Below are 26,362 nucleotides of genomic sequence, written 5' to 3' on the forward strand. Positions count from 1 at the left end.
AACTTTGGAGGTTTCCTACAACTCCGGGGTTTCCAGGCGGCCCAACGTCACGGCGAGCCTGAGCGTGTAGGAGTCCCGTGGATGCGAGGGGGTGAGCCCGGTGACCTCCGCGGCCCGCTTGAGGCGGTACCGGACCGTGTTGGCGTGCACGAACAACGTGCGGCTGGTCGTCTCGATCGAGGATCCGCAGGACAGGTAGCACTCCACGGTCTCCAGGACCGAGCCACCGGCCGCCGCCAGGGGTGCGAAGACGGCCTCGATCAACGCCCGTCGCGCGTCCTCGTCGCCGGCCAGAGCCCGCTCGGGGAGCAGGTCCTCGGCGTGCACCGGGCGCGGGGCGTCGGGCCAGCCGTGGGCCACCCGGAGCCCCGAGTGCGCCGCGTCGGCGGAGATCTTGGCGTCGGTCAACGTGGCCACCACCGGTCCGAGCACCACCGGACCCGGGTCGAACGCCTCCGCGACGGTGTTGGCCGGTCGGCCGGTCTTGTCGACCCCGCCCAGCACAACGACGAGCCGGTCTCCCTGGACCGCGCACAGGCAGCCGAGGTTCTTGTCGCGGGCGACCCGGCGTACGTGGTCCATCGCGCTGCGGCTGGTCAGGTTGCCGATCATCACCAGCACGTTGCCGGACACGTCCCAGCTGAGCGCGCTGGCGCGGCTGGAGATGGTTTCCGGGTCCTCGCCGCGCAAGAGGGCGTCGACGACGAGGGCCTCGAGCCGGGCGTCCCAGGCGCCGCGCTGCTCGGCTGCCCGGGCGTAGACCTCGGCGGTGGCGAAGGCGATCTCGCGGGCATAGCGGTTCAGCGCGCTGCGGGCGTGCTCCGCGTCCTCGCCGAGCAGCTCGTCCAGGTTCTCGTCGACCACGATCACCGAGAGCCGGACCATGGCGACGGTCTGCTCCAGGGTGATCTCGCTGGCCATCTCGCGCGGAGCGACACCGAAGACCTCGGCGATCAGCGGCGAGGACTCCTTCTCGTTGCGGTAGGAGTCGATGAAGGACTTGATGCCCGCCTGGACGATGAGCCCGATGAAGGACCGGTCCTCGGCCGGGAGCTCGGTCACCCACGGCATGTCCACTTCCATGCGCGACAGCGCCGCGGTCGACAGCGCCCCGCTGGAGCGGGTCAGGCGCTGGGCGATCTGGGCGCGGGTCCGGGTCACGGGGCCATCCTGCCGCCTGGCGACGGTTACCCGCAGGTTCTAGACCAGTGGTTCCCGTCCGCCACAGGCGTCACAGCAGTCACAACTTCGGGCGAGTCGACGAACCTCGCAACAAAGGCGTCATCTTCCTCTGGTTGACTCGTCATCCAGTTGGCGCCAGAACGGGGCTGCACAACCGAGGTTCAGAGAGGGTTCGCGTGGCCGAGTCGCTCGAGGTCCAGCACGTCACGATCCACGGACACCAACGCGCCTACGTGATGGCCGGCCAGGGCCCCGCCCTCCTGCTGCTGCACGGACTCGGCTGCGACCACACGACGTGGAACCCGGTGATCCGCTCGCTGGCCAAGAAGTACACCGTGATCGCCCCGGACCTCCTCGGCCACGGCCGCAGCGCCAAGCCGCGCGCGGACTACTCGGTCGGTGGCTACGCGAACGGGATGCGCGACCTGCTGACCGTGCTGAACATCGACAAGGTCACCGTGGTCGGGCACAGCCTCGGCGGCGGTGTGGCGATGCAGTTCGCCTACCAGTTCCCCGAGCGCACCGAGCGGATGATCCTGGTCGCGCCCGGCGGGCTCGGCCCCGAGGTCACCCCGATGATCCGCGCGGTGTCGCTGCCCGGCTTCAAGATGGCGATGGCGGCTCTGACCGTTCCCGGCGTGCGGCACGTCGGCATGGCCGGCATGCGAGCCCTGTCGCGGACCGGGATGTCGCTGACCCACGACCTCGACGAGGTCGCCGAGATCTACGACTCCTTCAAGGACCCGGGCGCCCGCGCCGCCATCTCGCACGTCGTGCGGGCGGTGGTCGACGTCCGGGGTCAGATCGTGACCATGGTCGACCGGGCCTACCTGACCCGCGAGATGCCGATGCTGGTCGTCTGGGGCACCGAGGACAAGGTCATCCCCGTCGAGCACGCAGACCGCGCCGCAGTGATCGCGCCCGGAGCCCAGGTCGAGGTGCTCGGCAACGCCGGCCACTTCCCGCACAAGGACCACCCCGAGCGGTTCGTGAAGATCGTCAACGACTTCATCCGCTCGACCCGGCCCGCCACCTACCACCGGGGACGCTGGCGCACGCTGCTGCGCAACGGGCCGAGCACGCCGGTCAGCGAGCAGCTCCAGCTCGTCCCGGCTGCGTCCGGCCCGATTGCGTAGCTGCGTACGTCACCGGGTTTCGACAGGCTCAACCGACACGTGCTGGTTGAGCCTGTCGAAACCCGGTGAGAAGCGCGCATAGGTGAGCGCTAGGCGTCGCCGCCCTCCTGCATCACGCCGCGCACAGCCGTCGGGTCGTTGATCCGGTAGCGGTTGAACGCCTCGGTCACCGTCTCCGGCTTCACCTGTCCCCGAGCGGCGAGCGCCTGGAGCGCCTGCACGACCACGGACGGGGCGTCGACGTTGAAGAAGCGACGCGCGGCCGGACGGGTATCGGCGAAACCGAAGCCGTCGGTGCCGAGCACGTGGAAGTCGCCAGGCACCCAGCGCGCGATCTGCAGCGGCACGGCACGCATGTAGTCCGAGACCGCGACGAACGGGCCGGGGGCGCCGTCGAGGCGACCGGTCACGAACGGCAGCCGCGGGCTGGCCTCCGGGTTCAGCAGCGCGTCGTGCTCGGTCGCGATCGCGTCACGGGCCAGCTCGTTCCACGAGGTCACCGACCACAGGTCCGCGCTGACGCCCCACTCCTCGGCGAGCATCTTCTGCGCCTCGAGGATCCACGGGAAGCCGACGCCCGAGGCGAGCAGCTGCACCTTCGGCGCACCGCCCAGGTCCGGACCGCTGCCGAACTTGTAGATGCCCTTGAGTAGGCCCTCGAGGTCGAGGTTCTCCGGCTCGGCCGGCTGGCTGACCGGCTCGTTGTAGACGGTCACGTAGTAGATGACGTCCTCGCCGAGCGGGTGCTCGTCGCTGACGGTGTACATCCGACGCAGGCCGTCCTGCATGATGTGCGCGATCTCGTGGGCGTGCGCCGGGTCGTAGTGCACGACGGCCGGGTTGGTCGCCGCCAGCAGCGGGGAGTGACCGTCCGCGTGCTGGAGACCCTCACCGGTGAGCGTCGTGCGGCCGGCGGTGGCGCCGATCAGGAAACCGCGCGAGAGCTGGTCGGCCATCGCCCAGATCGAGTCGGCGGTCCGCTGGAACCCGAACATCGAGTAGAAGATGTAAAAGGGGATCATCGCCTCGCCGTGCGTCGAGTACGACGAGCCGGCAGCCGTGGCCGAAGCCATCGCGCCCGCCTCGGAGATGCCCTCGTGCAGCATCTGGCCGTCGGTCGACTCGCGCCACTTCAGCAGCTGGGCACGGTCGACGGCCTCGTACTGCTGGCCGCCCGGGTTGTAGATCTTGGCGGTCGGGAACATCGAGTCCATGCCGAAGGTGCGGTACTCGTCCGGCGCGATCGGGACGATGCGCTTGCCGATCTCCGGATCCTTCATCCAGTCGCGGAGCAACCGGACGACGGCCATCGTGGTGGCGATCTTGTTGTTGCCCGAGCCCTGCTTGAGCTCGGCGTACATCTCGTCGCCGGGGACCTTGAGCGGCTTGGCGCGGATGACGCGCTTGGGCAGCGAACCCCCGAGCGAACGGCGACGCTCCAGCATGTACTCGATCTCGGGCGACTTCTCGCCCGGGTGGAAGAACGGAGCCGTGCCCGAGGTCTCGTACGCCTCGGTGATCTCCTTGTCGCTCATCGGCAGGTAGAGCCGGTCACGGAACTTCAGCAGGTCCGGGAGCTTGAGCTTCTTCATCTGGTGGGTGGCGTTCTTGCCCTCCAGTGCGTCGATCGTCCACCCCTTGATGGTGTGCGCCAGGATCACGGTCGGCTGGCCGACGTGCTTGGTGGCAGCGTCGAACGCGGCGTAGACCTTGCGGTAGTCGTGACCGCCGCGCGGCAGCTTCTCGATCTGCCGGTCGGACATGTGCTCGACCATCTTGCGCAGCCGCGGGTCCGGCCCGAAGAAGTACTCGCGGTTGTAGGCGCCGTCCTCGACCGAGAAGGTCTGGAACTGGCCGTCGGGCGTGGTGTTCATCTTGTTGACCAGCACACCGTCGACGTCGCGGGCCAGCAGCTCGTCCCAGTCGCGACCCCAGATCACCTTGATCACGTTCCAGCCGGCGCCACGGAAGTTGGCCTCCAGCTCCTGGATGATCTTGCCGTTGCCCGTCACCGGTCCGTCGAGCTGCTGCAGGTTGCAGTTGATCACCCAGGTGAGGTTGTCGAGCTCCTCGCGGGCCGCGATCCGGATCGCGCCGAGGGACTCGGGCTCGGCCATCTCGCCGTCACCGAGGAACGCCCACACGTGCTGGTCGGCGGTGTCCTTGATGCCGCGGTTGGCCAGGTAGCGGTTGAACCGCGCCTGGTAGATCGAGTTGATGCCGGTCAGGCCCATCGAGACCGTCGGGAACTCCCAGAACTCCGGCATCAGCCGCGGGTGCGGGTAGGACGAGAGGCCCTTGCCGATGCCGTGCTGGACCTCCTGGCGGAAGTTCAGCAGCTGCTGCTCGTCGAGTCGACCCTCGAGGAAGGCACGGGCGTAGATGCCGGGGGAGCCGTGACCCTGGATGTAGATCTGGTCGCCGCCTCCCGGGTGGTCCTTGCCGCGGAAGAAGTGGTTGAAGCCGACCTCGTAGAGCGAGGCGGAGGACTGGTACGTCGCGATGTGGCCGCCGACCTCCAGGCCCGGCCGGTTCGCGTCGGAGACCATCACCGCCGCGTTCCAGCGGATGAAGGCGCGGATACGGCGCTCGACGTCCTCGTCACCGGGGAACCACGGCTCGCGCTCGGGCGGGATGGTGTTGATGTAGTCGGTGCTGCGCAGGGCCGGCACGCCGACGGCCTTCTCGCGCGCTCGCTCGAGCAGGCGCAGCATCACGTACCGGGCGCGTTCGCGTCCGCGGTCGTCGATCAGCGCGTCGAAGGAGTCGATCCAGTCGGTGGTCTCGTCAGGATCGATGTCGGGCAGCTGGGTCGGCAGTCCCTCGTGGATGACGGGGGGTGCTGCCGGAGCCGGGCGGGCTTCAGAGTCTGTGTTCTCATCGGGCACCCTTGCATCTTGGCACGATCAAACGAGCGACGAAATCTACCGATCAGTACGTCCACCGCCCCGCAAGCGGCCACGATGAGCGGGTGTCCGATCCGCAGCCAGCCAGCCACCGCGCTGACCAACCGGCCGAGGAGCCCGAGGTCGTCGCGCCCTGGGGCGACGGATTCGGAGACTTCATGCGCTGGCGCTCGCGTGCGCTGCTGACGTGGAGCGCCTGGCGGATCTGGTTGTTCGCCGGGATCGGGCTCGTCGGCCTCGTCACCGGGGTGCTCGACCACGACAACGAGGGCCTCGCGACGGGTGCCGAGGTGACCGGAGTTGTGCTCGGTCTGTTCTTCGTCCCGCCCCTCGTCGCGGACGCGCTCAAGCGGTTCAAGGGCCGGATCGAGCCGTGACACACGGTCGCGGGCTTGCGTTCGGACACGTGAGTCCGCTGAACTTGGGCATCCGCATCCAACCAAGGGCGCGGAACGAGCGAAGAAACGAGGCATCGACGTGAACCCGCCCGCAGGGGACGCCGGCCAGTTGGCGGCCGACCGACTGGGACTGAAGTCCGGCATGGTGGTCCAGGAGCTGGGCTGGGACGAAGACGTCGATGACTCCGTACGCGTCTCGATCGAGGACGCGGTCGACGCCGATCTCGTGGACGGCGATTACGGCGACGTGGTCGACGCGGTCGTGCTCTGGTGGCGCGACGGCGACGGCGACCTGGTCGACGCGCTCGTCGACTCGCTGACCGACCTCGTCGGTGGCGGTTCGGTCTGGCTGCTGTGCCCGAAGGTGGGCCGCCCCAACGCCGTGGAGCCCTCGGAGATCACCGAGGCGGCCCCGATCGCGGGTCTCTCGACGACCACCACGGTCTCGGTCAGCGCTGACTGGTCGGCGACCAAGCTGGTCGCCCCGAAGTCCCGCTGACCGGGCGACCTCGCCCGCAGTGCACACTGAGACCATGCCGCTCCAGGTGGGGGACCACGCACCCGACTTCGCCCTGCGCGACCAGCACGGGGCCGAGTTCAAGCTCTCCTCGGTGCTCGGCGAGAAGGCCGTGCTGCTGGTGTTCTTCCCCTTCGCCTTCAGCGGCGTGTGCACCGGGGAGCTGACCGGCTTCCGTGACCGGCTCGGCGAGTTCGAGACCGATGACACCACGCTGGTCGCGATCTCCTGCGACTCCGTCTACACCCAGCGTGCCGTAGCCGACCGCGACGGACTGTTCTTCCCGTTGCTCGCCGACTACTGGCCGCACGGCGAGGTGGCCTCGGCGTACGGGGTCTTCGATGCCGAGCAGGGTTGCCCGACGCGCTCCTCGTTCGTCGTCGACAAGGCCGGTCGGATCGCCTGGTCGGTGCACAACCAAATGGGCGAAGCGCGCGATCTGGACACCCAAGCCACCCACCTGCGGCAGGCCGTCTAGTCCTTTCGGGCCATTTGATCACCCGATTGGCGTCGGAGGCTTGAATCTGACAGCAGGTCTGACAAGATTGCCGTGTTGCGACCGCTGATGACCCGAGACGTCAGCGGTCGCAGCTTTTTTGTCTCCAGGATTTCTTCTGCCCGCGCCCCGGCCTCTAGTCTGTGCCGGTTCCAGTACCGATTTCATCGGGGCGTGTAGCTCAGCGGTAGAGCGCCTCCCTTACAAGGAGGATGTCGGGGGTTCGATCCCCTCCGCGCCCACCACCAGCTGCACGACGGCGCTGAGGCATCGCGACCCGCGCCGTCGGAACTCGCTGCGGTCTGTCACGTAACCGCCACCTTCCTGGGACGTCACTGCGACATCAGGTTCCTAACGTCTGGGCACTCGCTCCCGACCGGGAGCCCACGTGAGGAGCAGTCATGTCATCCATCTCCATCAATCGCACCCGGACCCTGGCCCTGGTGGCGGCAGCCCTGATCGCCCTGATCGCCGTCGTCTCGAGGCAGTGGTCCTCGACCGGCGTCGACGGAACTCCGGTGAACGCCAAGCTCGACGCGGCGTCCTCCGCCAACACCTATCTGCTCACCTGCCTCGGTCAGCCGATCGCTCGCCCGAGCGAGGTCGCCCTCGCCTGTGCCGACGCGAATGCCGACCTGAAGGCGGTCGACTGGAAGAACTGGGGCGGGGACCGCGCGCAGGGCACCGCGACCTTCGAGGAGAACGACTGCACCCCCACGTGCGCGGACGGCAGCTTCCACTCCTACCCGGTCACCGTGGTCGCCACCAACCGGGCGGTCAAGGGCGGAACGGCGCAGTACCGATCGATCGAGCTCCACTTCACCGGTACGGCGCCAGCGTCGGCCCCGGGCGGGAGCGCGACCTTCGACCTGGACAACCGTGACGGGAACCCCGAGACCCCGTGACGTCCTCGTCCGCGTCCGGGCTTCGGGTCCTCCTCGTCGAGGACGACCCCGACGTCCGCGAGACCACCGCCCTAGTTCTGGGGCGGCACGGATTCGACGTCCGGACGGCGGCGGACGGGTTCCGCGGCGAAGAGATCTTCGCCGCGGAACCCTTCGACGTCCTGGTGGTGGACATCGCCATGCCGGGGCTGGACGGGCTGAGCCTCACCAAGCGCCTGCGTGCCGAGTCCTCGATCCCGATCCTGCTGCTGACCGCGCGCGACCTCCCCGGCGACGTCGTCACCGGGCTCGAGTCAGGAGCGGACGACTACGTCACCAAGCCGTTCGACGGAGACGTGCTCGCGGCTCGTCTGCGGGCACTGGTACGGCGCGGAGGAAGCGGATCCGTGGAGCTGGTCGGCGATGTCGAGATCGACCGCCGTTCCCGCTCGATCACCCGGAAGGGTGAGCCGGTGCTCCTGAGCTCGACCGAATTCCGGTTGTTCGAGCTGCTTCTCGATCACGCCGGAATCGTCGTCAGTCGACCGCAAGCGCTGCGGCGGGTGTGGGGTGACGAGGACTGGATCGACGAGCGGGTCGTCGACACCAACGTCCTCCGGCTGCGGTCGAAGCTCGGCGACGGGCTGATCGTCACGGTGCGCGGCTTCGGTTACAAGCTGGTCGCCCGGTGACTCCGTGGCACCGGTCGATCCGACTGCGGGTCGCCGCGACGATGTTGCTCCTGGCGTGCCTGTCTTCCGCGGTCAACGGGTTCGTGGTCGACGCCCAGGTGGCTCCCGCGGCCCGGTCCCAGCTCCGCGTCCAGGCCCTCGACGAGCTCAGGGTCGCGACCGCGACGTACGACCTCACCGGACGCGCGCCTCTCGGCTCGTCGGTGAGCCCCGGAGCCGTCCCGGCAGACCTGGTCGCAGCGATCCGGCCCGGTCAGGCGAGCACCGAGTACGACGGCCAGGTGATGTGGGCCGCGCTGCGCCGGCCGGATGGTGTCGTGCTCAGCGTGCAGGTTCCTGACGCGGGCATCCGTGCGCAACGCAAGGGCCTGCACGCGGCGCTGATCGCCTCCGCGGCACTGGTCGCGCTGATCGGTGCCGTCCTGGGGTGGCAGGTCGCCGGTTCGCTCACTCTCAGACTGCGTCAGGCAGCGCAACGGTTCGGGTCGAGCGGTCCCGAGGACGGCTCCGACGGGGACGAGGTCTCGGCTCTCGTCAACCGGGTGGAGGGCCTGACCGCCGCGCTGCGAACACGCCTGGACCGCGAGCGGGAGTTCTCCGCCGACGTCGCGCACGAGCTGCGCACCCCGATGACGGCCCTGGTCTCCGCCGCAGAGCTGCTCCCCGAGGGCGATGCCAACGACCTGGTCCGCCGCCAGATCGCTCGTCTGCGCCGGCTGGTCGAGGACCTGCTCGAGCTGGCGCGCGCCGAACGCGACGTGCATGGAGAGCTGGAGCACGCAGACCTGGCCGTGATCGCCGCCCAGGTGACGTCGGAGTTCCGGGGCGTCGACCTGGTCGTCCGCGGCTCGGTTGCGGTGCACCTGGACCCGATCGCCGTCGACCGCATCGTGGCGAACCTCGTCGGCAATGCGCTGCGGCACGGACGGTCTCCGGTGACGGTCGAGGTCGAGCACAAGACGATCCGGGTCAGCGACCACGGCAACGGGTTTCCGGAGGCACTGATCGCGTCAGGCCCGCAGAGGTTCGCCGCCCACGGGCCTACCGCAGGTTCGGGGCTGGGACTGAGCATCTGCGCTGCTCTCGCCGAGCGTTCGGGTGCTCATCTGGTCCTGGTCAACGGCACCCACGGTGCCGTCGCGTCGGTGGTCTGGGACTAGGCCGTCCACCCACCTGAAACGGCTACCCGGTGCCTGGCACGAGACCGAGGGCAGTGATGCGCAGCTTGGCGTCCTAGGACCGGCCAGCCCCATGGATCGGTTCCCGATCCCGCACTAGGTTGGCCGCATGATCGTTCCGTTCAGCGCCGCTGACTTCCTCGACCGCGCACTGGCCGTCTACAAGGACCGGATCGGGGTGCACGACGAGCCGGACCAGCCGGCGACCTCGCTGGGGGAGCTGACCTACGCCCAGCTCGGGGAACGCGCGAAGGCGATGGCCGCGAAGCACGACGCGCTCGGGATCGGTGTCGGCGACCGGGTCGCGTTCGTCTCGCACAACTCCGCGCGCCTGCTGAGCGCGTTCTTCGGCGTCTGCGGCTACGGCCGGGTGCTGGTGCCGGTGAACTTCCGGCTCTCCGTCGAGGAGGTCGCCTACATCGTGGAGCACTCGGGTGCGCGCGTGTTGTACGTCGACCCGGAGCTGGCCGACTCCCTGGCGGAGGTGAAGTGCGAGTTCACGTTCGTGCTCGGCGAGGACGCTGACCTCTACCTGGACGGCGTCGAGCCGCAGCCGTGGGAGCACGAGGAGAACGCGACCGCGACGATCAACTACACCTCGGGCACGACCGCGCGGCCCAAGGGCGTGCAGATCACCCACCGCAACATCTGGACCAACGCGCTGACCTTCGCGCTGCACGCCGGGGTCACGGACCGCGACGTCTACCTGCACACGCTGCCGCAGTTCCACGCCAACGGCTGGGGAATGCCGTTCGCGATGACCGGTCTCGGCGTCCCGCACGTGATCCTTCGGAAGGTCGACGGTGCCGAGATCCTGCGCCGGGTCGAGAAGTACGGCGTCACCGTGATGTGCGCGGCGCCCGCGGTGGTCAACGCGGTGCTCGAGGCCGCCCAGGACTGGGACGGTCCGATCCCGGGTCGCGACAAGACCCGGATCATCGTCGCCGGCGCCCCGCCGCCGACCAAGACGATCGTGCGGGTGCAGGAGGAGCTCGGCTGGGAGTTCCTGCAGATCTACGGCCTGACCGAGACCTCGCCGGTGCTGACCGTGAACCGGATGCGTGCCGAGTGGGACGACCTGCCGCCCCTGGAGCAGGCCGCCAAGCTGGTGCGTGCCGGCAACCCGGCTCTCGGCGTGACGCTGAAGATCGACGCCGAGGGTGAAGTGCTGGCCCGCTCGAACGTCGTGCTCGAGGGCTACTGGGAGCAGCCGGAGGAGTCCGCGAAGGCGCTCGAGGGCGGCTGGTTCCACACCGGCGACGGGGGCGTGATCGACGACGAGGGCTACCTGACGATCAGCGACCGCAAGAAGGACGTGATCATCACCGGTGGCGAGAACGTCTCCTCGATCGAGGTCGAGGACGTCATCTTCAGCCACCCCGACGTCGCCGAGGTCGCCGTCATCGGCGTCCCGGACGAGAAGTGGGGCGAGACCATCAAGGCGCTCGTGGTGAAGGCCGAGGGGTCGGCGCTCACCGAGGCCGAGCTGATCGCCTACTGCAAGACCAAGGTCGCCGGTTACAAGGCGCCGACGACGGTCGAGTTCCGCGACGTGCTGGCCCGTACCGCGACCGGCAAGCTCCAGAAGTTCAAGCTGCGGGCGCCGTACTGGGAAGGACGCGACCGCCAGGTCAATTGATCGTGGTCACCTACCTGCTGGTGCCCAGCCCCCTTCTCGGACCAGCCACCTGGGCACCGGTCGCCACCCGCCTGCACGCGGGTGGGCACGGCGTGGTGATCGCATCGGTCGACGACGTCGTACCGGTCGCGGCCAACCTGGGCACCGTGGTGCTGGTGCCGCACAGCAATGCGGGCTACCGCGCGTCGTACCTGGCTGAGCAGCTCGGCACCGTGCCGACCGTGTACGTCGACGCGGCTCTGCCGCCGGCCGACGCCAGCGAGACGACACTGGCGCCAGCGGCGTTCCTGGAGTTCCTCGCAGGGCTCGCCGACGCCGACGGGATCCTGCCGCCGTGGACGCAGTGGTGGGACGACCTCGGCGAGGTGTTCCCCGACGAGGAGACTCGACGCGCGGTGGAGGCGGAGGAGCCGCGCCTGCCGCTCGACTACTTCCGGCAGCGGGTGCCGGTCGCGGTCGGCTGGGCGAGGAAGCCGTGCGCGTACGTCGCTTTCGGTCAGACGTACGCCGAGGAGATCGCGTTCGCTCAGGAACAGGACTGGCCGGTGCACATCCTCGACGGCGAGCACCTGCACCAGCTGCACGACCCGGACGCGGTCGCTTCCGCGATCCTCGAAGCGGCGTCCCTCCTGGGCGTGTGAGCCCGATAGCCTTCGGCACATGCGAGTCGCCGACGTCATCGACCTGATCGAGGGCTGGTACCCGCCGCACCGGGCCGAGGACTGGGACGCGGTCGGGCTCGTCTGCGGCGACCCGGATGCCGAGGTCCGCACGGTGCTGCTCGCGGTCGACCCGGTGCTCGCCGTGGCCGACGAGGCGGTCGCTCTCGATGCCGACCTGCTCGTCGTGCACCACCCCCTGTACCTGAAGGGCACCACCACGGTGGCCGCCAGCACGCCGAAGGGCCGCGTCGTGCACCGGCTGCTCGGCGCCGGCTGCGGACTGCTGACCGCTCACACGAACGCGGACTCGCCGACCGGGGGAGTGAGTGCTGCGATCGCCTCGGCCCTGGGCCTGCTCGACGTGGTGCCGCTCGAGCCGGACCCGCTCAGCCCGCGGGACAAGCTCGTCGTCTTCGTGCCGATCACCCACGCCGACGCGGTGCGCTCGGCGCTGACCGAGGCCGGGGCCGGGCGCATCGGCGACTACGACTCCGCCAGCTTCACCTCGCCGGGCGAGGGGCGCTTCCGGCCGCTGCCGGGCTCGAACCCGACCATCGGCTCGATCGGCGACCTCGAGGTGGTCGAGGAGGTCCGCATCGAGGTGATCGCCGACCGCCACCTGCGCGGCGACCTGGTCTCGGCGATGATCGCGGCCCACCCGTACGAGCAGCCGGCGTACGACGTCTTCGAGCTGGTCGACCTCCCGGACGCGGACTGCGGCTCGGGACGCATCGGCCGGCTGCCGGAGCCGATCACCCTGCGGGCGTTCGCCGAAGCAGCGGCTGCGGTGTTCCCGACGACCGCGATCGGACTACGCGTCGCCGGCGACCCGGACCGGCTCGTCGAGACGGTGGCGCTCTGCGGTGGCTCGGGCGACTTCCTGCTCGATCGGGCTCGAGCGGCGGGTGCCGACGTCTACGTGACCTCCGACCTCCGGCACCACCCGGCCTCGGAGTCGATGGAAGCGGCCCAGGTCTACGGCGGCCCCGCACTGGTCGACGTCGCGCACTCGGCGGCCGAGTCGCTGTGGCTCCCGGTACTCCGGGATCGGCTGGTCGACAGCCTGGGCGATACGGTGGCCGTGCACATCAGCACCGCCACCACAGACCCCTGGACCTTCCGGGTCTGAAAGCCTGAGGAGACACGTCCTGAAAGCCGACCCCCACGTCCAGCTGCGACTGCTCGACGTCCAGGACCTCGACTCCAAGCTCGATTCCGTCCGCCACCAGCTCTCCTCGATCCCTGAGGCGACCGCGCTGGCCGAGCTGATGCGGGGTCGGTCCGACGTCGACGACGCCGCCCGTGACGCCCGGATCCTGGTCACCGACCTGACCGAGGAGCAGGCGCGCGCCGACGCTGACGTGGAGCAGGTCAAGGCCCGTCGCGAGCGCGACCAGGGCATGATCGACGCCGGCTCGATCTCGGACCCCAAGGCCCTGGAGCGGATGCTGGGCGAGCTGGAGTCGCTGGCCCGGCGGATCAGCGACCTCGAGGATGTCGAGATCGACGTGATGGAGCGGCTCGAGAACGCCCAGGCCGAGCTGGAGCACCGCAGCGCGGCGCTGGAGAAGATCGACACCGAGGCCGCCCAGCTCGAGGAGACCCGAGCCCACAAGGCGACCGACCTCCAGGCCGAGCTCGCCCAGGTCGCGGCCGAGCGTCAGGAGTCGGTCCAGGGCATGCCCGAGGACCTGATGACGCTCTACGAGAAGCTGCGCACCTCCAAGGGCGGTGTCGGCGCCGCGGCACTGCACCGCAAGGAGTGCCAGGGCTGCCGGCTGACGCTGAACGCCGCTGACCTGGCCGTGATCGCCGCCAAGCCCGCGGACGACGTCGTTCGCTGCGAGGAGTGCGACCGGATCCTGGTCCGCACGCCCGAATCCGGGCTGTGACCTGGTCCAGCGTCGTCGTCGAGGCTGACGGCGGTTCGCGCGGAAACCCGGGACCGGCCGCCTTCGGTGCGGTCCTCAAGGACGCCGAGTCCGGGGAGACCATCGCCGAGGTCGGCGAGACGATCGGGACCGCGACCAACAACGTCGCCGAGTACCGCGGGCTGATCGCCGGGCTCGAGCTGGCGGCCGAGCACGCGCCGGGAGCCGCGCTCGAGGTGCGGATGGATTCCCAGCTGGTCATCGAGCAGATGGCCGGCAATTGGAAGGTCAAGCACCCCTCGATGAAGCCGCTGCAGGCCCAGGCAGCCACCCTCGCGCCGGCCGGTACGACGTACACCTGGGTGCCGCGGGCCGAGAACAGCCACGCGGACCGGCTGGTCAACGACGCGCTGGACGGCTCACCGACGTACTTCGCGAGCTCGCCCGCCGACGGTGGGACCGCGAAGATCGCCGAGCCGGATCCCAGCCAGGCGCCACCGTCCCGTGGCTGGATGCCCCCGGGGGATCCTCCGACCACCCTGGTCCTGGTCCGCCACGGCGTGACCGACCACACCGCGAACCGGCTGTTCTCCGGTGGACTCGGCGGGTCCAACCCGCCGCTGAACGACGAGGGTCGTGAGCAGGTGCGCGCGACCGGGGAGTGGCTGGCCCCGCTCGCGGGCGCGGTGGACGCTCTGGTCACGAGCCCGGTACGCCGTACGGCGGAGTCGGCGGAGATCCTCGGCTCGCGACTGGGCCTGACCGCGAAGGTCGAGGACGGGATCGCCGAGATGGAGTTCGGTGCCTGGGACGGCATGACGTTCGTGCAGATCCAGGAGACCTATCCCGACGACCTCTCCTCGTGGCTGGGCAGCCTGGAGTTCGCGCCCACCGGGGGAGAGTCGTTCCGCGTGGTGCAGGAGCGTGTGCTGGCCGGACGCGACCGGATCCTCGCCGACCACACCGGCCAGACCGTGCTGGTGGTCAGCCACGTGACGCCGATCAAGACCCTCGTCGCGGACGCTCTGGGCGCGCCGCTGGAGGCCATCTACAAGATGGAGCTCTCGCCCGCCTCGGTCACCGTGATCTCGTACTTCCGGGGCAACCCGCCGAACTCCGGACGCGAGGACGACCACCTCCTGGCGAGCCTCCGGCTGTACAACGGGCGTCCGACCGACGCGCCGTTCGCAGTGTGAGCCCTCGGAACGGCCGCGATCTGTCTAGTCCGGTTTGTCCGTTTCTCTACGCGTGAGTCGAGAAACTCTCGACCGATATCTCATGCTTGAATCTGGTATGGACTAGACCGTCCCTTTTGGATGTTTGATCCGCATGTGGTTGAGCCGTCACGCTTCTCCCATGACCCGCACTCGCATCGCCACCGCCGTGGCCGCCCTCGCTGTCGCCGGAGCCTCGATCACCGTCATCGTCCCGGCCACGTTCGCCAACGGCAACGCCCACGGCAACGGCGGTGCCGACAAGCCGGCGCAGTGCGTGCCTGGTACCTGCCCCGGTGACCCGCTGCCGGGCACCCAGGACCCGGAGAGCTACGACATCGGCACCCCGCCGACCGTGGACGGCGACGTCGACCTGGGTGGCGGCGACGCGCCTGTTGCTCAGTAACGCACGTTCGCAGGCTTGACCGCGATCGACGTAATACCGCTGCCGGGCCATCGTCGTCTGAGCATGGTGACAGCCACGATGACAACCAAGGGGCGCGTTACGGTGCCGAAGTTCCTGCGCGACGAGTTGAAGCTATCGCCGGGCGCGAAGATCGAGTTTGTGCGAGTCGGCCCGGGCGAGTACAGCTTGAGCCTCACGGCACCGGAAGGCCTGGCCGAGGAGACGCTCGGCGCCAAGGCTCGCGCTGGTTCTGCTACAGCTCGCTGACCACGACGTCGAGCTGCTGACCGGTTTTCGTGACCGGGTGCAGCTCGACGTTCCAGCCCAGATCCGTCAGGTGCTTGGCGAGGGCGGTCGGCGTTTCCGGCTTGCGGCCGTCGAGCAGCAGGTCGCGCACGATCCGGCCCTTGGTCGCCTTGTTGAAGTGGCTGACCACCTTGCGCTGTCCGTTGTGCTCGTGCAGCACCCGGACGGTCGCGACCTTCTTCGCGATCTCCGGGGAGGGCCGCCAGAAGCCGGCGTACATCGAGGAGCGCAGGTCGATCACCAGGCCGTTGCCAGCGGCCGGCGCGAGGACCGTGTCGAGGTGGTCGCGCCAGTAGCTGCTGACGATGCCGATGCCCGGCAGGTTGGTGTCGCCCGAGAGCCGGTACGACGGGATCGCATCGCTCGGGCGCACCACCCCGAACAGCGAGGACATGATCGCCAGCCACCGCGTCGCGCGCCCGCGGGCGGCTCCGGTGAGCGTTGCCAGGTCGAGGGCGTCGTACAGGACCCCGGTGTAGATCTTGTCCGCCCGGGCGGTGGGCGCCTCGTGCAGCAGCGTGTTCCCGTCGAGATGGTGGGCCTGGGTCGGCCCGAGCCCGAGGGCTGCCGCAGCCTTGTCCGGGTCGTTCGCGCACAGGTCGACGAGTGCGGCGAGCAGTGTCGCGCGAGCACCGGTGAGCTCGGGGCTCTCGAGGGCGTCGAGGCTGAGCGGCTTGCCGCGTCGCGGAGAGAACTTGCCCTCGGACGGCGGCAGCAGGATCAGCACGGCTGAAGTCTCCTGCATAGGGTGGACGCGTGAGCAATCGGGTACTACGCGTCGCCAACTCCACCGCACTGCTGGAGGAGGGCATCAAGGCCATTCAGGCCGAGCAGAAGCTCGAGCCGGCGTTCCCGGCCGACGTGGTCGCCGCGGCGGTCGAGGCAGCGAAGAACCCACGCCTGCCCGACCTCGACCGCACCGACCTGCCGTTCGTCACCATCGACCCGGTCGGATCGATGGACCTGGACCAGGCGATGCACCTCGAGCGCGACGGAGACGGCTACGTCGTGCACTACGCGATCGCCGACGTGGCGGCCTTCGTCGACCCCGGTGGTCCGATCGACCTCGAGGCGCGGCGGCGCGGGGAGTCGATGTACGGGGCCGACGACAAGATCCCGCTGCACCCCACGGAGCTCTCCGAGGGCGCGGCCTCGCTGCTGCCCGACCAGGTGCGCCCCGCGTTCCTGTGGACCATCAAGCTCAATGCGGAGGGTGCCCAGGTCGACGCCAAGGTCGAGCGTGCCCGGGTGAGGTCGGTGGCCCGCCTCGACTACGCGGGCGTGCAGAAGTCGATCGACGACGGTTCCGCGGACCCGATGATGCTGCTGCTGAAGGAGGTCGGCGAGCTCCGGCTGCACCAGGAGGCCGAACGCGGCGGGGTGAACCTGCCGATGCCGGAGCAGGAGATCGACTGCTCGACCGATCCGTGGACCTTGGAGTTCCGTGCCGTCCTGCCGGTGGAGAACTGGAACGCCCAGATCTCGCTGCTGACCGGCTTCGCTGCGGCCTCGATGATGGTCTACGGCAAGGTCGGCGTGCTGCGGACGTTGCCGCCGGCGCAACCCGACGCGGTGAAGCGCCTGCACCGCACCGCCCGTGCGCTCGGCATCGACTGGCCGGCCGAGCAGCACTACCCGGACTTCATCCGCTCCCTCGACCCGACGAAGCCGAACCACCTGGCGATGGTCACCGCCTGCACGATGCTGCTGCGGGGCGCCGGCTACGTGAACTTCGACGGTGCGATCCCGGAGCAGCCCGAGCACGCCGCGCTGGCCTCGGAGTACGCCCACGTCACCGCACCGCTGCGACGTCTCGTCGACCGCTTCGGGCTCGAGGTCTGCGCCGCCTTGTGCGCCGGTACGCCGGTCCCGGACTGGGCCCGCGAGGGTCTCGCCGAGCTGCCCGAGATCATGCGCGAATCGGGTCACAAGGCGAACGCGTACGAGAACGCGGTGCTCAACCTGGTCGAGGCCGCGTCCCTCGCTGGCAGGATCGGGGAGTCGTTCACCGGAGTGGTGGTCGAGGCCGACCACGAGGACCCGCGCAAGGGGGACGTCGTCGTCCGTGACGTCGCGGTGACTGCTCCGATCAGCGGGGGAGCGGCGCTGCCGGTCGGCGAGGACCTGACGGCCGTCCTGGCCGAAGCCGACCCTGCAACGCGGAAGGTCCGCTTCACCCACGCGGGCTGAGGCCGCGCACCGCTATCCTGATCGCTGCGGATGGGCTGGCCGGGCGACCGCGTTGGGGAAACCCACCGAGGAAGGTCCGGGCTCCACAGGGCAGGGTGGTGGCTAACGGCCACCCGAGGTGACTCGCGGGAAAGTGCCACAGAAAACAGACCGCCTCTTCGGAGGTAAGGGTGAAACGGTGGTGCAAGAGACCACCAGCGCGGCGGGCGACCGTCGCGGCTCGGCAAACCCCACCTGGAGCAAGATCAGACAGTGAGCGTTCGAGGGCGGCCCGCCCGAGCTCACGGGTAGATCGCAGGACGGTGTCGGCAACGGCACCGCTAGATGGATGGTCGCCAGCCGGGTCGTCGTGAGGCGGCCCGGGGAACAGAACCCGGCCTACGAGCCAGCCCATCCGCATCCCGCCGGTCTAGCCCCTTCGGATCGGAGGCTGGCGCCGGTGGGCACCCGGTGGGACCGTCGGAGGGACGGGGGCGCTCACCTTTCCGACCTTGGGAGTCGTGATGGCCCGACGTCCGTTCATCCTGTTCGTGCTCGCCGTGCTGGCGTTGGTCGGCTTTTCGGCCTGGGATGTCTCCGCGTCGGCGGATCCTCCGCCGACGGTGATCACCCTGACCATGAACGGCTCCCAGACCTACGGGGTCACCAGCATCCCGGCGTTCTTCGACGCCCATCCCCAGGGCGGATTCCCCGCCGGGATCTCCATCGACCAGTGGCCCAGCTGTACGCGGCTCACCACCGGTCAGACGATTCCGGCGGATCTGACCCTGCAGACCGGGACGTACACGATCGACCCCGCGAGCTGCTCCGGAGCGACGTTCAAGGGCCCTGGCGCAGCGGGCTACACGGCCGCTTACGCCGCCGGTCCGTTCGTGGTGGTCCGTCGTTTCCCGCCGAACCCGGTGGCGAGCGTGACCGGCATGCTGACCTCGGTGAGAACCGGGAAGGTCACCTACACCGCTCGTTTCACCCTGGCCGGGGCTGTTCCTGCCGCGGGGATCGCGACCGTGTTCGGACTCGGGCCCCGCACCCGCACGCAGTGCAGCGCGGTGACCGACGCGCAGGGCGTCGCGACGTGCACGTTGCCCCGCCGCGCAGTGACCGTCGCCGGGACACCGTTCTACGTGTGGACGAACGACTCGACGAACTACCTCGCCTCGTTCCAGGCGTACCAGTTCAAGGTGCCCTTCTCCTGAGCCGCTCGCGTTTCGGCTCCGAGGCTCGCGGGCCCTCAACCTGAACGCTCTGTCAGGTCGGGTCAGGCTGGTGTCAGGTTCGCCTCCCCAAACTCGGGCCCATGAGTGCATCGACGACAACGCCGCGCCACGCGCCCGACGCCCGCCAGCTCCTCAACAAGGTTCCCGAGGTCACCGTCTGGTTCTGGGTGATCAAGATCCTCTGCACGACCGTGGGCGAGAGCTTCGCCGACTGGATCAACATGCAGCTCGGGGTCGGCCTGGTGAACACGGCCTGGATCTTCACCGCGGTCTTCGCGGCCACCCTGACCTGGCAGCTGCGGACCAAGCGCTACGTGCCGTTCGTGTACTGGCTCAACGTCGTGGTCGTCAGCGTCACGGGCACGCTCTACACCGACATCCTGACCGACCAGAAGGGCGTTCCCCTCTGGATCAGCTCGACGATCTTCTCCGCCGTGCTCGCCGTGGTCTTCGGCATCTGGTACTCCCGTGAGCGCACGCTGTCGATCCACAGCATCGTCACCTTCCCGCGGGAGGCCTTCTACTGGCTCGCGGTCCTGGTCACTTTCGCCCTGGGCACCGCGACCGGCGACTGGACCCTGGAGCTGACCGGCTGGGGTCCCGGCAAGGCGGTGCTCCTCCCGCTGGCCCTGATCGCCATCGTGAGCGTGCTGTGGAGGTTCGGCATGAACGCCGTCCTCTCCTTCTGGGTCGCCTACATCCTGACCCGTCCGCTGGGCGCGAACATCGGCGACTTCCTCGGCTCCCCGCACAAGGACCACGGACTCGGCCTGGGCACCTTCGTGACCAGCATCCTGTTCCTCGGCGCGATCCTCGCCACCGTCATCTTCCTGACCGTGACGAAGTCGGACGTGATCGAGACCTACGACGCGACGCACACCCCGGTCGTCACGACCAACCTGCGCCGCGAGCGCCTCGCCGGCGCGGTGCTCGCCCTCGTCGCGATGGGCACCGGCGGTCTGCTCACCTGGGCGAATAACCAGCCGCACGTGAGCGCCCTGGACGATGCTCCGGCGCCTACCTGCAAGACCGGCAAGCCGCTGAACGCGACGCAGGCCAAGACGCAGGTCGCACAGTTCCCGTCCGCGAAGGTGGCTGGCTACCGCAAGATCGCGACGGACTCGCTGGCCCTGGTCAAGAGCGGCGACCAGTCCGGCGCCAAGACCCGGATCAAGGACCTCGAGACAGCCTGGGACGCCGACCAGGCCGCCCTGCAGCCGAAGAACTGCCAGGCCTGGACGTACGTCGACCAGCAGATCGACCCGGTCCTGAGCTCCATCCGCGCCTCGAAGCCCAACCAGGTGACCGAGGAGCACGCGCTGAACAGCCTGCTCACGACGCTGGGCTGACCGCGCACGGCAGGGCGCCCCAGCCCCACGCGGGGCGTCCTGCCGTCCTGCTGATCCTCGAGAAGGGGGACTGATGAGCCTGGACCACTCCGTGGCGACATACATCGACCACCACCGATCCGCGGCGCTGACGCACGTGGCCTGGTTCGTGACCGGCTTCGGCAACGAGGTGACGATCGCGCTGGTGACCGTCGCCCTGATCGCCGTGACGTACTGGCGCGGGTGGCACCGCGACGCGCTGATGGTGTTCGTCGGCATGGGTGGTTCGGTCAGCCTCATCTTCGGCCTCAAGCACCTCGTGCAGCGCTCCCGCCCGGGGGCGCAGTTCCGTCTACCGACCGCGGCTGCCGACCACTCGTACTCGTTCCCGTCCGGTCACACCCTGGATGCGACGGTGTTCGTGATCCTGCTGGTCGCCGTGCTGCTGCCCCGGGTGAGCCGGCCGGGTGCGCAGATCGCTGCGGTCCTGGGCGCGGCGCTGGTTGCGCTGGGCGTCGGCGCCTCGCGGCTCTACCTCGGCTACCACTGGGCGACCGACGTCATCGGCGCACTCGTCATCGGTTCCGCCTGGGGTCTGTCGGTGATCTGGTGGTCGCGCACCTGGACCGTGAGCAACGAGGCTGCCGCGGAGCCGGTGCCGGCACGGAGATAGGCTCGAGCACGTGCCTTCCCTCGGACGCGTGACCCGCATCAACGTGCTGACAGCCATCCGGGACCACGACCTCCAGGGCGCAGTGGAGTTCCGCGAGGCCCTCGGGTTCGCCGAGCCGAGCGACGAGCTCCTCGTCGAGCGCGGCAAGCGGTACGACGCCCGCGCCCTGCTTGCCTACGCCTACGGCAAGGCCACCGGCACCCCGTTGGACCCGGAGGAGATCTCGTACGAGTCGCTCGGCGTGCTGCGCGACCTCGAGTTCAAGGTCGCCTCCCGCGACGAGCTCGACCGGCCCAAGGCGGCAGCCACCCGGACCCGTACGTCGACCCCGCGGACTCCGCGCGCAGCAGCACCGTCCCGCTCGAAGCCCGAGCCCGAGGTCAGGCTCTGCCCGACCTGCTTCATGCAGCTCTCGGTCGTCGGCACCTGCGACAACTGCGACTAGTCACCGGATGGGGTGCGCCCCCAGCGACATCAGCGCCGCGATGCCACCGCCGGCGAGCAGGAAGCTCACGGTCAGCAGCAGGAGCATCCGGGCGACGAGAGCGCGTCCGGGGCTGGCGTGGGAAGGTCCGGGTCGGTGGTTGCTGCTCATGACCCCTCCGAGAGGATCGTGCGCGAGCGTGCCCGCGCAGACGTTCTCCCTCGTCAACTGCCCGATCGACCCGTGGCGTGGGTTTCTGAGGGAGATTTCGGGCGGAGTTCCCGCGGTGGCCTAGTGAGCCCTACCAGTCACGACACGCTGACTAGACCGACGCGTGTGCAGACGCCAAAGGTTCACTACCGTTTGCTGCATGGAGGAGCGGGAGGAGTTCGAGGACGACGACCTCGGTGCCACGTGGCACGGTCGTCACCTGGTCTCTGCCAGCAAGGCGCAGCGTCAGGCGGACGCCACCATGGCCCGCCTGCGCGGTGAGCGCGCTGCCCGCCGCCGTGACCGCCTGCGCGAGTCCCGGATCAGCGGCCGCCGCACGTGGACCGGTCCGGCCGAGCAGCAGTAGCCAACTGGAACCTGTTCTAATTTCGCGCTCGTTGTGAGATTCTGACGCTCATGACCGAGCAGACCACCATCAGCCCCGCCCTCGCTGCCTCGCAGGCCTCCTGGCGCTGCGTCCAGGCGCGCGACAAGGAGGGCTGGCTCTCGCTGATGGCCGACAACATCGTCATCGAGGACCCGATCGGCAAGGCCATCACCAACCCCGAGGGCACCGGTGTTCGTGGCAAGGCCGCCGTCGAGGAGTTCTTCGACAAGAACATCGCGACGAATAACCTCCGGGTCGAGTGCGAGGAAACGTTCCCGTCGAGCTCCGAGCTGGAGATCGCGCACATCCTCACCCTGCACAGCGCCTTCGAGGGCGGGCTCAAGAGTCACGTCCGCGGTGTGTTCACCTACACGCTGAACGAGGACCACCTGATCACCAACCTGCGTGGCTGGTGGAACATGGAAGCCATGGTCTTCGAGCAGGACTGATCTGCCTCGGAAGTTCACCGTCCCGGCGTACGTTGGGTGCGTCATGGAGGACTTCACGCTCCCGGCTCCGCCGGTCATCTTCCCGGGTCAGAACGACCCAGCCTCGGCGTACCGCGTCGCCTTCGACCTGCTCGCCCGGCGGGCGCCTGAGGAGGCCCTCCAGATCCTGGAGCCGGCGCTGGACCAGGACCCGGGTAACACGGGGCTCCGCACCCTGCGCGCCTGGGCCTACCTGATCCGCGTCCAGCTCGGCCCGGCTGAGTCCGAGCTCCGGTCGCTGGTCGACGAGCACCCGGACGACGACTGGCTGCGGTTCGCGCTCGGCCGCGCGTTGGAGCGCCAGTCCAAGTACGCCGAGGCGCTGCCGCACCTGCGTCTGGCTGCCGCCATGTCCGCCGACCCCGAGCACGAGCTCGCGGTGCTGCGGGTGGAAAGGCTGTCCGGGGCGATCTGAGCCCTGCGTCCGCCCGCTTGCTACAGGAACGTCGTCAGGCGGATGGTTCGACGACGCTTGCGTAGCAAATCGGGGTGGTCACGGCAGCGTCAGGATCTCCGCGCCCGTGTCCGTCACGAGCAGGGTGTGCTCGAACTGCGCCGAGATGCGACGGTCCTTGGTGACCACGGTCCAGTCGTCGTCCCACATCTCCCACTCGTGGGTGCCGAGGTTGAGCATCGGCTCGATGGTGAAGGTCATGCCCTTCTCGATCACGGTGTCGTACGACGGGTCGTCGAAGTGCGCCACGATCAGGCCGGAGTGGAAGGCGGTGCCGATGCCGTGCCCGGTGAACTCCCGGACCACGCCGTAGTCGAACCGTTTGGCGTAGGACTCGATCACGCGGCCGATCACGTTGAGCTGCCGGCCGGGGCGGACCGCCTGGATCGCGCGGCGAAGCGCTTCCTCGGTGCGCTCGACCAAGTCGCGCACCTCCTGGCTGACGCCCGGCGTCATGAAGGTCGCGTTGGTGTCGCCGTGCACGCCGCCGATGAACGCGGTGATGTCGATGTTGACGATGTCGCCGTCCTCGACCACCCGGCTGTCCGGGATGCCGTGGCAGACGACCTCGTTCGCGCTGGTGCACAGCGACTTCGGGAAGCCGCGGTAGCCGAGGGTGGAGGGGTAGGCGTCGTGGTCGAGCACGAACTCGTGGCCGATCCGGTCCAGCTCGTCGTGGGTGACGCCCGGCTCGACGTGCTTGCCGACCTCCTGGAGTGCCTGGGCGGCGATGCGCCCGGCGATCCGCATCTTCTCGATGGTCTCCTCGTCCTTCACCTCCGAGCCGGTGAAGCGCGCAGGCGCCGGCTTGTCGACGTACTCGGGGCGCGGGATGTGCGCGGGTACGGGTCGACGCGGCGAGATGGTGCCGGGAACCACAGGAGTCACGTCGGCGAGTGTAGTTTCGCCCCAAGAGCGCGACGAAAAGGGTTCCGGTGGACGAGTTCTGGTACTGCCTCAAGCACAAGCAGGTCGAGCCGAAGGAAGGCTGCGCCTGGGCCGACCGGCTCGGCCCGTACCCGACCGAGGCGGAGGCCTGGCGGGCGCTGGAGAAGGTCGCCGAGCGCAACGCCAAGTGGGACGCGGAGGACTGGGACTGATGCCCAACCCTGTCGACCCGCTCGAGCCGGGCGGGCGGATCAAGGACATCCGCGTCTACCGCGACTCCTTCATCGGGATGTCGATGCTGGCGTGCGTGCCCTTCCTGATCTTCGGCGCGCTCAAGGTCTACGGGTGGCTGGCCGCCATCGGGCTGTTCGTGTTCTGGACGCTCCTGCTGGCCCAGAGCACGCGCTGGTTCCTGCCGTACCCGCGGAGGGTGATCTACCTGGCGCTGGTCGGGTTCGCCAGCTGGCTCGGTGTGGTGCTGCTGACCCGCTAGTTCTGCGGGTGCACTCGGAGGACGTAGTCGCCACCCGACCCGTTCGAGGTGGTGATCAGCAGGTCGTAGTTCGAGGCCACGGTGATCGAGCGCAGCCGGCCGAAGCTCTCGAGCTCCGACGGCGTTCGGGTCGAGACCAGCGCCCCGCTCCCGTCAAACTTCAGGAACACGACCCGGCTCGCCTTGAGGGCCGCGACGGCGAGCATGCCGCGGTAGTCACCCCACGGCGCACCGCTGACGAAGGTGCCGCCGGACGTGGCGAGCGTCGGGTCGCCTGAGGACCACTTGGCGCCGATCTGCGCACCAGGAAGCTTGAAGTCGGTCATCGGCACGCTCTCGTTGTAGCCGGGGACCGGGTTGTAGCCGTAGTTGCCGCCCCGCTTGAGCAGGTTCACCTCGTCGTCGCGGTCGGTGCCCTGCTCGACCGACCAGATGGTGCCGTCGTATCGGCGCGCAAGGCCCTGCACGTTGCGGTGACCGTAGGTGTAGACGTACCGGGCGTTGTGGTTGCTGGAACTGATGAACGGGTTCCCCGGGTACGGCGCGCCGGTCGTCCGGCTCATCCGCAGCGTCTTGCCGCCGAGGGAGTACTTGTTCTGCGGATTGGTGCCGATCGCCGCATCGCCGGTGCCGACGTAGATGGCGTTGCCGTCGACCAGCAGCCGGCAGCCGCCGTGCCGGCCCGACGAGGTCGGGAAGCCGGAGACCATCGTGCGGACCTTCTCGACCGAGGTGTAGGCCGCACTCATCCGCCACGCGACCACGCGGACGTCGTGGCCGCCGTTGGAGGTGTACCCGCCCTGGCAGGTGTAGATCCGACGGTTGGCGCTGAAGTTCGGGTCGACCGCGAGACCCATCAGACCGGTCTCTCCCGAGGCCCAGATGTTCGCCGGGAAGTTCAGCACGTGCTTGGCGCTGTTGTGCCACACGATGAGCCGCTTCTTGGTGCGTTCACCGATGAGCAGACGCCCGCCGGGGAGCTCCTTGACGTCCCAGGGGATGTCCAGGCCGCCGACCAGCTTGGTGACGGTCAGCGACGGGAACGCGGTGGTCGCCTGGTCGGCGGCCTCCACCTTCGGCGTCGAGGCGAGCGGGACGACGGCAACGAGTGCCGAGACGAGGACAACGGTTCCGAGGCGGCGCATGTCCTCGACGGTACCCGCGAGGGATCCGTTTAGAACGTGTGCTCGGGTCCCGGAAAAGTCCCGGCCTTCACGTCGGCGGAGTACGCCTCGGCAGCCTGGGTGAGGACCGCGTGCACGTCGGCGTACTGCTTGACGAAGCGTGCCATCTTGCCGGTGCGCAATCCGAAAGCGTCCTGCCAGACCAGCACCTGTCCGTCGCAGCCGTTGCCGGCACCGATGCCGATCGTCGGGATCGTCAGCTCGGCGGTCACCTGGGCAGCGACGTCACCCGGCACCATCTCCATCACGACGGCGAACGCGCCTGCGGCCTCGATCGCCTTGGCGTCGGCCAGGATCCGCTGCGCAGTCTCGCCGCGCCCCTGGACCCGGTAGCCACCCAGAGCGTGCTCGCTCTGCGGGGTGAAGCCGATGTGGGCCATCACCGGGATGCCGCCACGGGTGAGCAGCTCGATCTGGCCGGTCATCTCGCGACCGCCCTCGAGCTTCACGCAGTGGGCGCCGCCCTCCTTCATGAACCGGACGGCAGTGTTGTAGGCCTGCTCGGGGGAGCCCTGGTAGGACCCGAAGGGCAGGTCGCCGACGACCAGCGCGTGCTGGGCGGAGCGTGCGACGGCGCGGGTCAGCGGCAGCAGCTCGTCGACCGTGATCGGGATCGACGTCTCGTTGCCCAGGACGTTGTTAGAGGCGCTGTCCCCGACGAGGAGCACCTCGATGCCGGCCTCGTCAAACGCCGCAGCGGTGTACATGTCGTACGCGGTGAGCATGGCGAACTTCTCGCCGCGCTCCTTCATCTCGCGCAGATGGTGCGTACGCACCCGCTTGCGGGGACCGGCCTCCGCAGGCCTCGCCGCGCCAGAACCGTACGGCGCAGTCTCTTCGCTCATCATCGAGCTCCTTCTTGTGCTCGCCTCGCAGCTCCCTGACGGAGTCCACGGACCTCTGCACGAATTGGTACCGACAACGCTAGCCCCGGATGG

The 26,362-nt window shown here is 69.1% G+C and carries 31 protein-coding genes, 1 tRNA gene and 1 other RNA gene; 26 read left to right on the forward strand and 7 right to left on the reverse strand.

The genetic code is table 11. The features are described 5' to 3' along the window. Positions 1 to 15: 15 nt before the first annotated feature. Positions 16 to 1,161, reverse strand: coding sequence for a PucR family transcriptional regulator (locus EFL95_RS07645; RefSeq protein WP_246004847.1), 1,146 nt, complete (start codon positions 1,159 to 1,161; stop codon positions 16 to 18). Between the two features lie 197 nt (positions 1,162 to 1,358). Between EFL95_RS07645 and EFL95_RS07650 the strand changes: the two genes are divergently transcribed. After that, positions 1,359 to 2,318 (forward strand): alpha/beta fold hydrolase, encoded by a 960-nt coding sequence (locus tag EFL95_RS07650; protein ID WP_246004848.1) that lies wholly within the window; start codon positions 1,359 to 1,361, stop codon positions 2,316 to 2,318. 89 nt (positions 2,319 to 2,407) lie between these two features. On the opposite strand, the gene aceE is transcribed toward EFL95_RS07650, so the two are convergent. Continuing rightward, positions 2,408 to 5,206, reverse strand: coding sequence for a pyruvate dehydrogenase (acetyl-transferring), homodimeric type (gene aceE / locus EFL95_RS07655; protein ID WP_123233420.1), 2,799 nt, complete (start codon positions 5,204 to 5,206; stop codon positions 2,408 to 2,410). A gap of 83 nt (positions 5,207 to 5,289) precedes the next feature. Here aceE and EFL95_RS07660 point away from each other — a divergent pair, with 83 nt between their 5' ends. The 14 genes from EFL95_RS07660 to EFL95_RS07725 all read left to right on the forward strand — a co-directional run bounded on the left by EFL95_RS07660 (position 5,290) and on the right by EFL95_RS07725 (position 15,448). Further along, positions 5,290 to 5,601: a hypothetical protein gene (locus EFL95_RS07660; RefSeq protein ID WP_123233421.1), complete on the forward strand. Its 312-nt coding sequence runs from the start codon at positions 5,290 to 5,292 to the stop codon at positions 5,599 to 5,601. 100 nt (positions 5,602 to 5,701) lie between these two features. Beyond that, entirely contained in the window at positions 5,702 to 6,121 is a 420-nt protein-coding gene (locus EFL95_RS07665; protein ID WP_123233422.1) for a DUF3052 domain-containing protein, read from the forward strand. Between the two features lie 34 nt (positions 6,122 to 6,155). Further along, a complete protein-coding gene (locus EFL95_RS07670; protein ID WP_123233423.1) occupies positions 6,156 to 6,617 on the forward strand; it encodes a peroxiredoxin in 462 nt (153 codons plus the stop codon). 188 nt (positions 6,618 to 6,805) lie between these two features. Then, positions 6,806 to 6,880: transfer RNA gene (locus tag EFL95_RS07675), tRNA-Val, on the forward strand. A gap of 156 nt (positions 6,881 to 7,036) precedes the next feature. Further along, positions 7,037 to 7,540, forward strand: coding sequence for a hypothetical protein (locus EFL95_RS07680; protein WP_123233424.1), 504 nt, complete (start codon positions 7,037 to 7,039; stop codon positions 7,538 to 7,540). Beyond that, complete coding sequence (locus tag EFL95_RS07685; RefSeq protein WP_123233425.1) at positions 7,537 to 8,211, forward strand: response regulator transcription factor; 675 nt, start codon at positions 7,537 to 7,539, stop codon at positions 8,209 to 8,211. Before EFL95_RS07680 ends, EFL95_RS07685 begins: the two co-directional genes overlap by 4 nt. Further along, complete coding sequence (locus EFL95_RS07690; protein WP_123233426.1) at positions 8,208 to 9,371, forward strand: sensor histidine kinase; 1,164 nt, start codon at positions 8,208 to 8,210, stop codon at positions 9,369 to 9,371. The genes EFL95_RS07685 and EFL95_RS07690 overlap by 4 nt, the downstream gene beginning before the upstream one ends. A gap of 127 nt (positions 9,372 to 9,498) precedes the next feature. Beyond that, positions 9,499 to 11,028 carry an AMP-binding protein gene (locus EFL95_RS07695; protein WP_123233427.1) on the forward strand — a complete coding sequence of 510 codons (1,530 nt, stop codon included), beginning with the start codon at positions 9,499 to 9,501 and terminating at the stop codon, positions 11,026 to 11,028. 2 nt (positions 11,029 to 11,030) lie between these two features. Beyond that, positions 11,031 to 11,669 carry an alpha/beta hydrolase gene (locus EFL95_RS07700; protein WP_123233428.1) on the forward strand — a complete coding sequence of 213 codons (639 nt, stop codon included), beginning with the start codon at positions 11,031 to 11,033 and terminating at the stop codon, positions 11,667 to 11,669. Positions 11,670 to 11,688: 19 nt separating this feature from the next. Beyond that, entirely contained in the window at positions 11,689 to 12,819 is a 1,131-nt protein-coding gene (locus tag EFL95_RS07705; RefSeq protein ID WP_123233429.1) for a Nif3-like dinuclear metal center hexameric protein, read from the forward strand. 49 nt (positions 12,820 to 12,868) lie between these two features. Continuing rightward, positions 12,869 to 13,582, forward strand: coding sequence for a zinc ribbon domain-containing protein (locus tag EFL95_RS07710; RefSeq protein WP_425463965.1), 714 nt, complete (start codon positions 12,869 to 12,871; stop codon positions 13,580 to 13,582). Then, complete coding sequence (locus EFL95_RS07715) at positions 13,579 to 14,757, forward strand: bifunctional RNase H/acid phosphatase (RefSeq protein WP_123233431.1); 1,179 nt, start codon at positions 13,579 to 13,581, stop codon at positions 14,755 to 14,757. Before EFL95_RS07710 ends, EFL95_RS07715 begins: the two co-directional genes overlap by 4 nt. Before the next feature lie 160 nt (positions 14,758 to 14,917). After that, entirely contained in the window at positions 14,918 to 15,181 is a 264-nt protein-coding gene (locus tag EFL95_RS07720) for a hypothetical protein (protein WP_123233432.1), read from the forward strand. A 15-nt stretch (positions 15,182 to 15,196) separates the two neighbouring features. Continuing rightward, positions 15,197 to 15,448 carry an AbrB/MazE/SpoVT family DNA-binding domain-containing protein gene (locus EFL95_RS07725; protein WP_148045007.1) on the forward strand — a complete coding sequence of 84 codons (252 nt, stop codon included), beginning with the start codon at positions 15,197 to 15,199 and terminating at the stop codon, positions 15,446 to 15,448. On the opposite strand, the gene yaaA is transcribed toward EFL95_RS07725, so the two are convergent. Continuing rightward, positions 15,435 to 16,214, reverse strand: coding sequence for a peroxide stress protein YaaA (gene yaaA, locus EFL95_RS07730; RefSeq protein WP_123233434.1), 780 nt, complete (start codon positions 16,212 to 16,214; stop codon positions 15,435 to 15,437). The genes EFL95_RS07725 and yaaA overlap by 14 nt on opposite strands. 29 nt (positions 16,215 to 16,243) lie before the next feature. On the opposite strand from yaaA, the gene EFL95_RS07735 reads away from it, so the two are divergent. From EFL95_RS07735 to EFL95_RS07760, 6 genes are all read left to right on the forward strand, one after another. Next, entirely contained in the window at positions 16,244 to 17,677 is a 1,434-nt protein-coding gene (locus EFL95_RS07735) for an RNB domain-containing ribonuclease (RefSeq protein WP_123233435.1), read from the forward strand. Between the two features lie 31 nt (positions 17,678 to 17,708). After that, positions 17,709 to 18,074: RNase P RNA component class A (rnpB, locus tag EFL95_RS07740), an RNA gene on the forward strand. Between the two features lie 106 nt (positions 18,075 to 18,180). Beyond that, positions 18,181 to 18,873 carry a hypothetical protein gene (locus EFL95_RS07745; RefSeq protein WP_123233436.1) on the forward strand — a complete coding sequence of 231 codons (693 nt, stop codon included), beginning with the start codon at positions 18,181 to 18,183 and terminating at the stop codon, positions 18,871 to 18,873. Between the two features lie 101 nt (positions 18,874 to 18,974). Then, a complete protein-coding gene (locus tag EFL95_RS07750) occupies positions 18,975 to 20,243 on the forward strand; it encodes a COG4705 family protein (protein ID WP_123233437.1) in 1,269 nt (422 codons plus the stop codon). 73 nt (positions 20,244 to 20,316) lie between these two features. Next, a complete protein-coding gene (locus tag EFL95_RS07755; protein ID WP_123233438.1) occupies positions 20,317 to 20,895 on the forward strand; it encodes a phosphatase PAP2 family protein in 579 nt (192 codons plus the stop codon). 10 nt (positions 20,896 to 20,905) lie between these two features. Then, positions 20,906 to 21,340 carry a ScoMcrA-related endonuclease gene (locus tag EFL95_RS07760; protein ID WP_148045008.1) on the forward strand — a complete coding sequence of 145 codons (435 nt, stop codon included), beginning with the start codon at positions 20,906 to 20,908 and terminating at the stop codon, positions 21,338 to 21,340. Here the strand turns inward: EFL95_RS07760 and EFL95_RS19465 are convergent, their stop codons facing one another. Next, positions 21,341 to 21,490, reverse strand: coding sequence for a hypothetical protein (locus EFL95_RS19465; protein ID WP_183407082.1), 150 nt, complete (start codon positions 21,488 to 21,490; stop codon positions 21,341 to 21,343). A gap of 199 nt (positions 21,491 to 21,689) precedes the next feature. Between EFL95_RS19465 and EFL95_RS07765 the strand changes: the two genes are divergently transcribed. The 3 genes from EFL95_RS07765 to EFL95_RS07775 are packed head-to-tail and all read left to right on the forward strand — an operon-like array spanning position 21,690 to position 22,820. Beyond that, positions 21,690 to 21,896, forward strand: coding sequence for a hypothetical protein (locus EFL95_RS07765; RefSeq protein WP_123233440.1), 207 nt, complete (start codon positions 21,690 to 21,692; stop codon positions 21,894 to 21,896). A gap of 50 nt (positions 21,897 to 21,946) precedes the next feature. Further along, positions 21,947 to 22,366 (forward strand): nuclear transport factor 2 family protein, encoded by a 420-nt coding sequence (locus EFL95_RS07770; protein ID WP_123233441.1) that lies wholly within the window; start codon positions 21,947 to 21,949, stop codon positions 22,364 to 22,366. Positions 22,367 to 22,409: 43 nt separating this feature from the next. Beyond that, positions 22,410 to 22,820: a tetratricopeptide repeat protein gene (locus tag EFL95_RS07775; protein WP_123233442.1), complete on the forward strand. Its 411-nt coding sequence runs from the start codon at positions 22,410 to 22,412 to the stop codon at positions 22,818 to 22,820. A 78-nt stretch (positions 22,821 to 22,898) separates the two neighbouring features. Here the strand turns inward: EFL95_RS07775 and map are convergent, their stop codons facing one another. Continuing rightward, the gene (map, locus tag EFL95_RS07780; RefSeq protein WP_123233443.1) at positions 22,899 to 23,747 is read right to left on the reverse strand and encodes a type I methionyl aminopeptidase; all 849 of its coding nucleotides are present in this window, start codon (positions 23,745 to 23,747) and stop codon (positions 22,899 to 22,901) included. A 47-nt stretch (positions 23,748 to 23,794) separates the two neighbouring features. On the opposite strand from map, the gene EFL95_RS19470 reads away from it, so the two are divergent. After that, entirely contained in the window at positions 23,795 to 23,959 is a 165-nt protein-coding gene (locus EFL95_RS19470) for a hypothetical protein (protein WP_183407083.1), read from the forward strand. Continuing rightward, positions 23,959 to 24,240: a hypothetical protein gene (locus EFL95_RS07785; RefSeq protein ID WP_123233444.1), complete on the forward strand. Its 282-nt coding sequence runs from the start codon at positions 23,959 to 23,961 to the stop codon at positions 24,238 to 24,240. The genes EFL95_RS19470 and EFL95_RS07785 overlap by 1 nt, the downstream gene beginning before the upstream one ends. Here the strand turns inward: EFL95_RS07785 and EFL95_RS07790 are convergent. Beyond that, a complete protein-coding gene (locus tag EFL95_RS07790) occupies positions 24,237 to 25,385 on the reverse strand; it encodes a PQQ-dependent sugar dehydrogenase (RefSeq protein WP_123233445.1) in 1,149 nt (382 codons plus the stop codon). The two genes, EFL95_RS07785 and EFL95_RS07790, sit on opposite strands and share 4 nt — an antisense overlap. Positions 25,386 to 25,414: 29 nt before the next feature. Continuing rightward, complete coding sequence (gene panB / locus EFL95_RS07795; protein WP_123233446.1) at positions 25,415 to 26,272, reverse strand: 3-methyl-2-oxobutanoate hydroxymethyltransferase; 858 nt, start codon at positions 26,270 to 26,272, stop codon at positions 25,415 to 25,417. Between the last annotated feature and the right edge of the window lie 90 nt (positions 26,273 to 26,362).

Source organism: Nocardioides marmorisolisilvae, from assembly GCF_003725775.1.
GTDB classification, from domain to species: Bacteria; Actinomycetota; Actinomycetes; order Propionibacteriales; family Nocardioidaceae; genus Marmoricola; species Marmoricola marmorisolisilvae.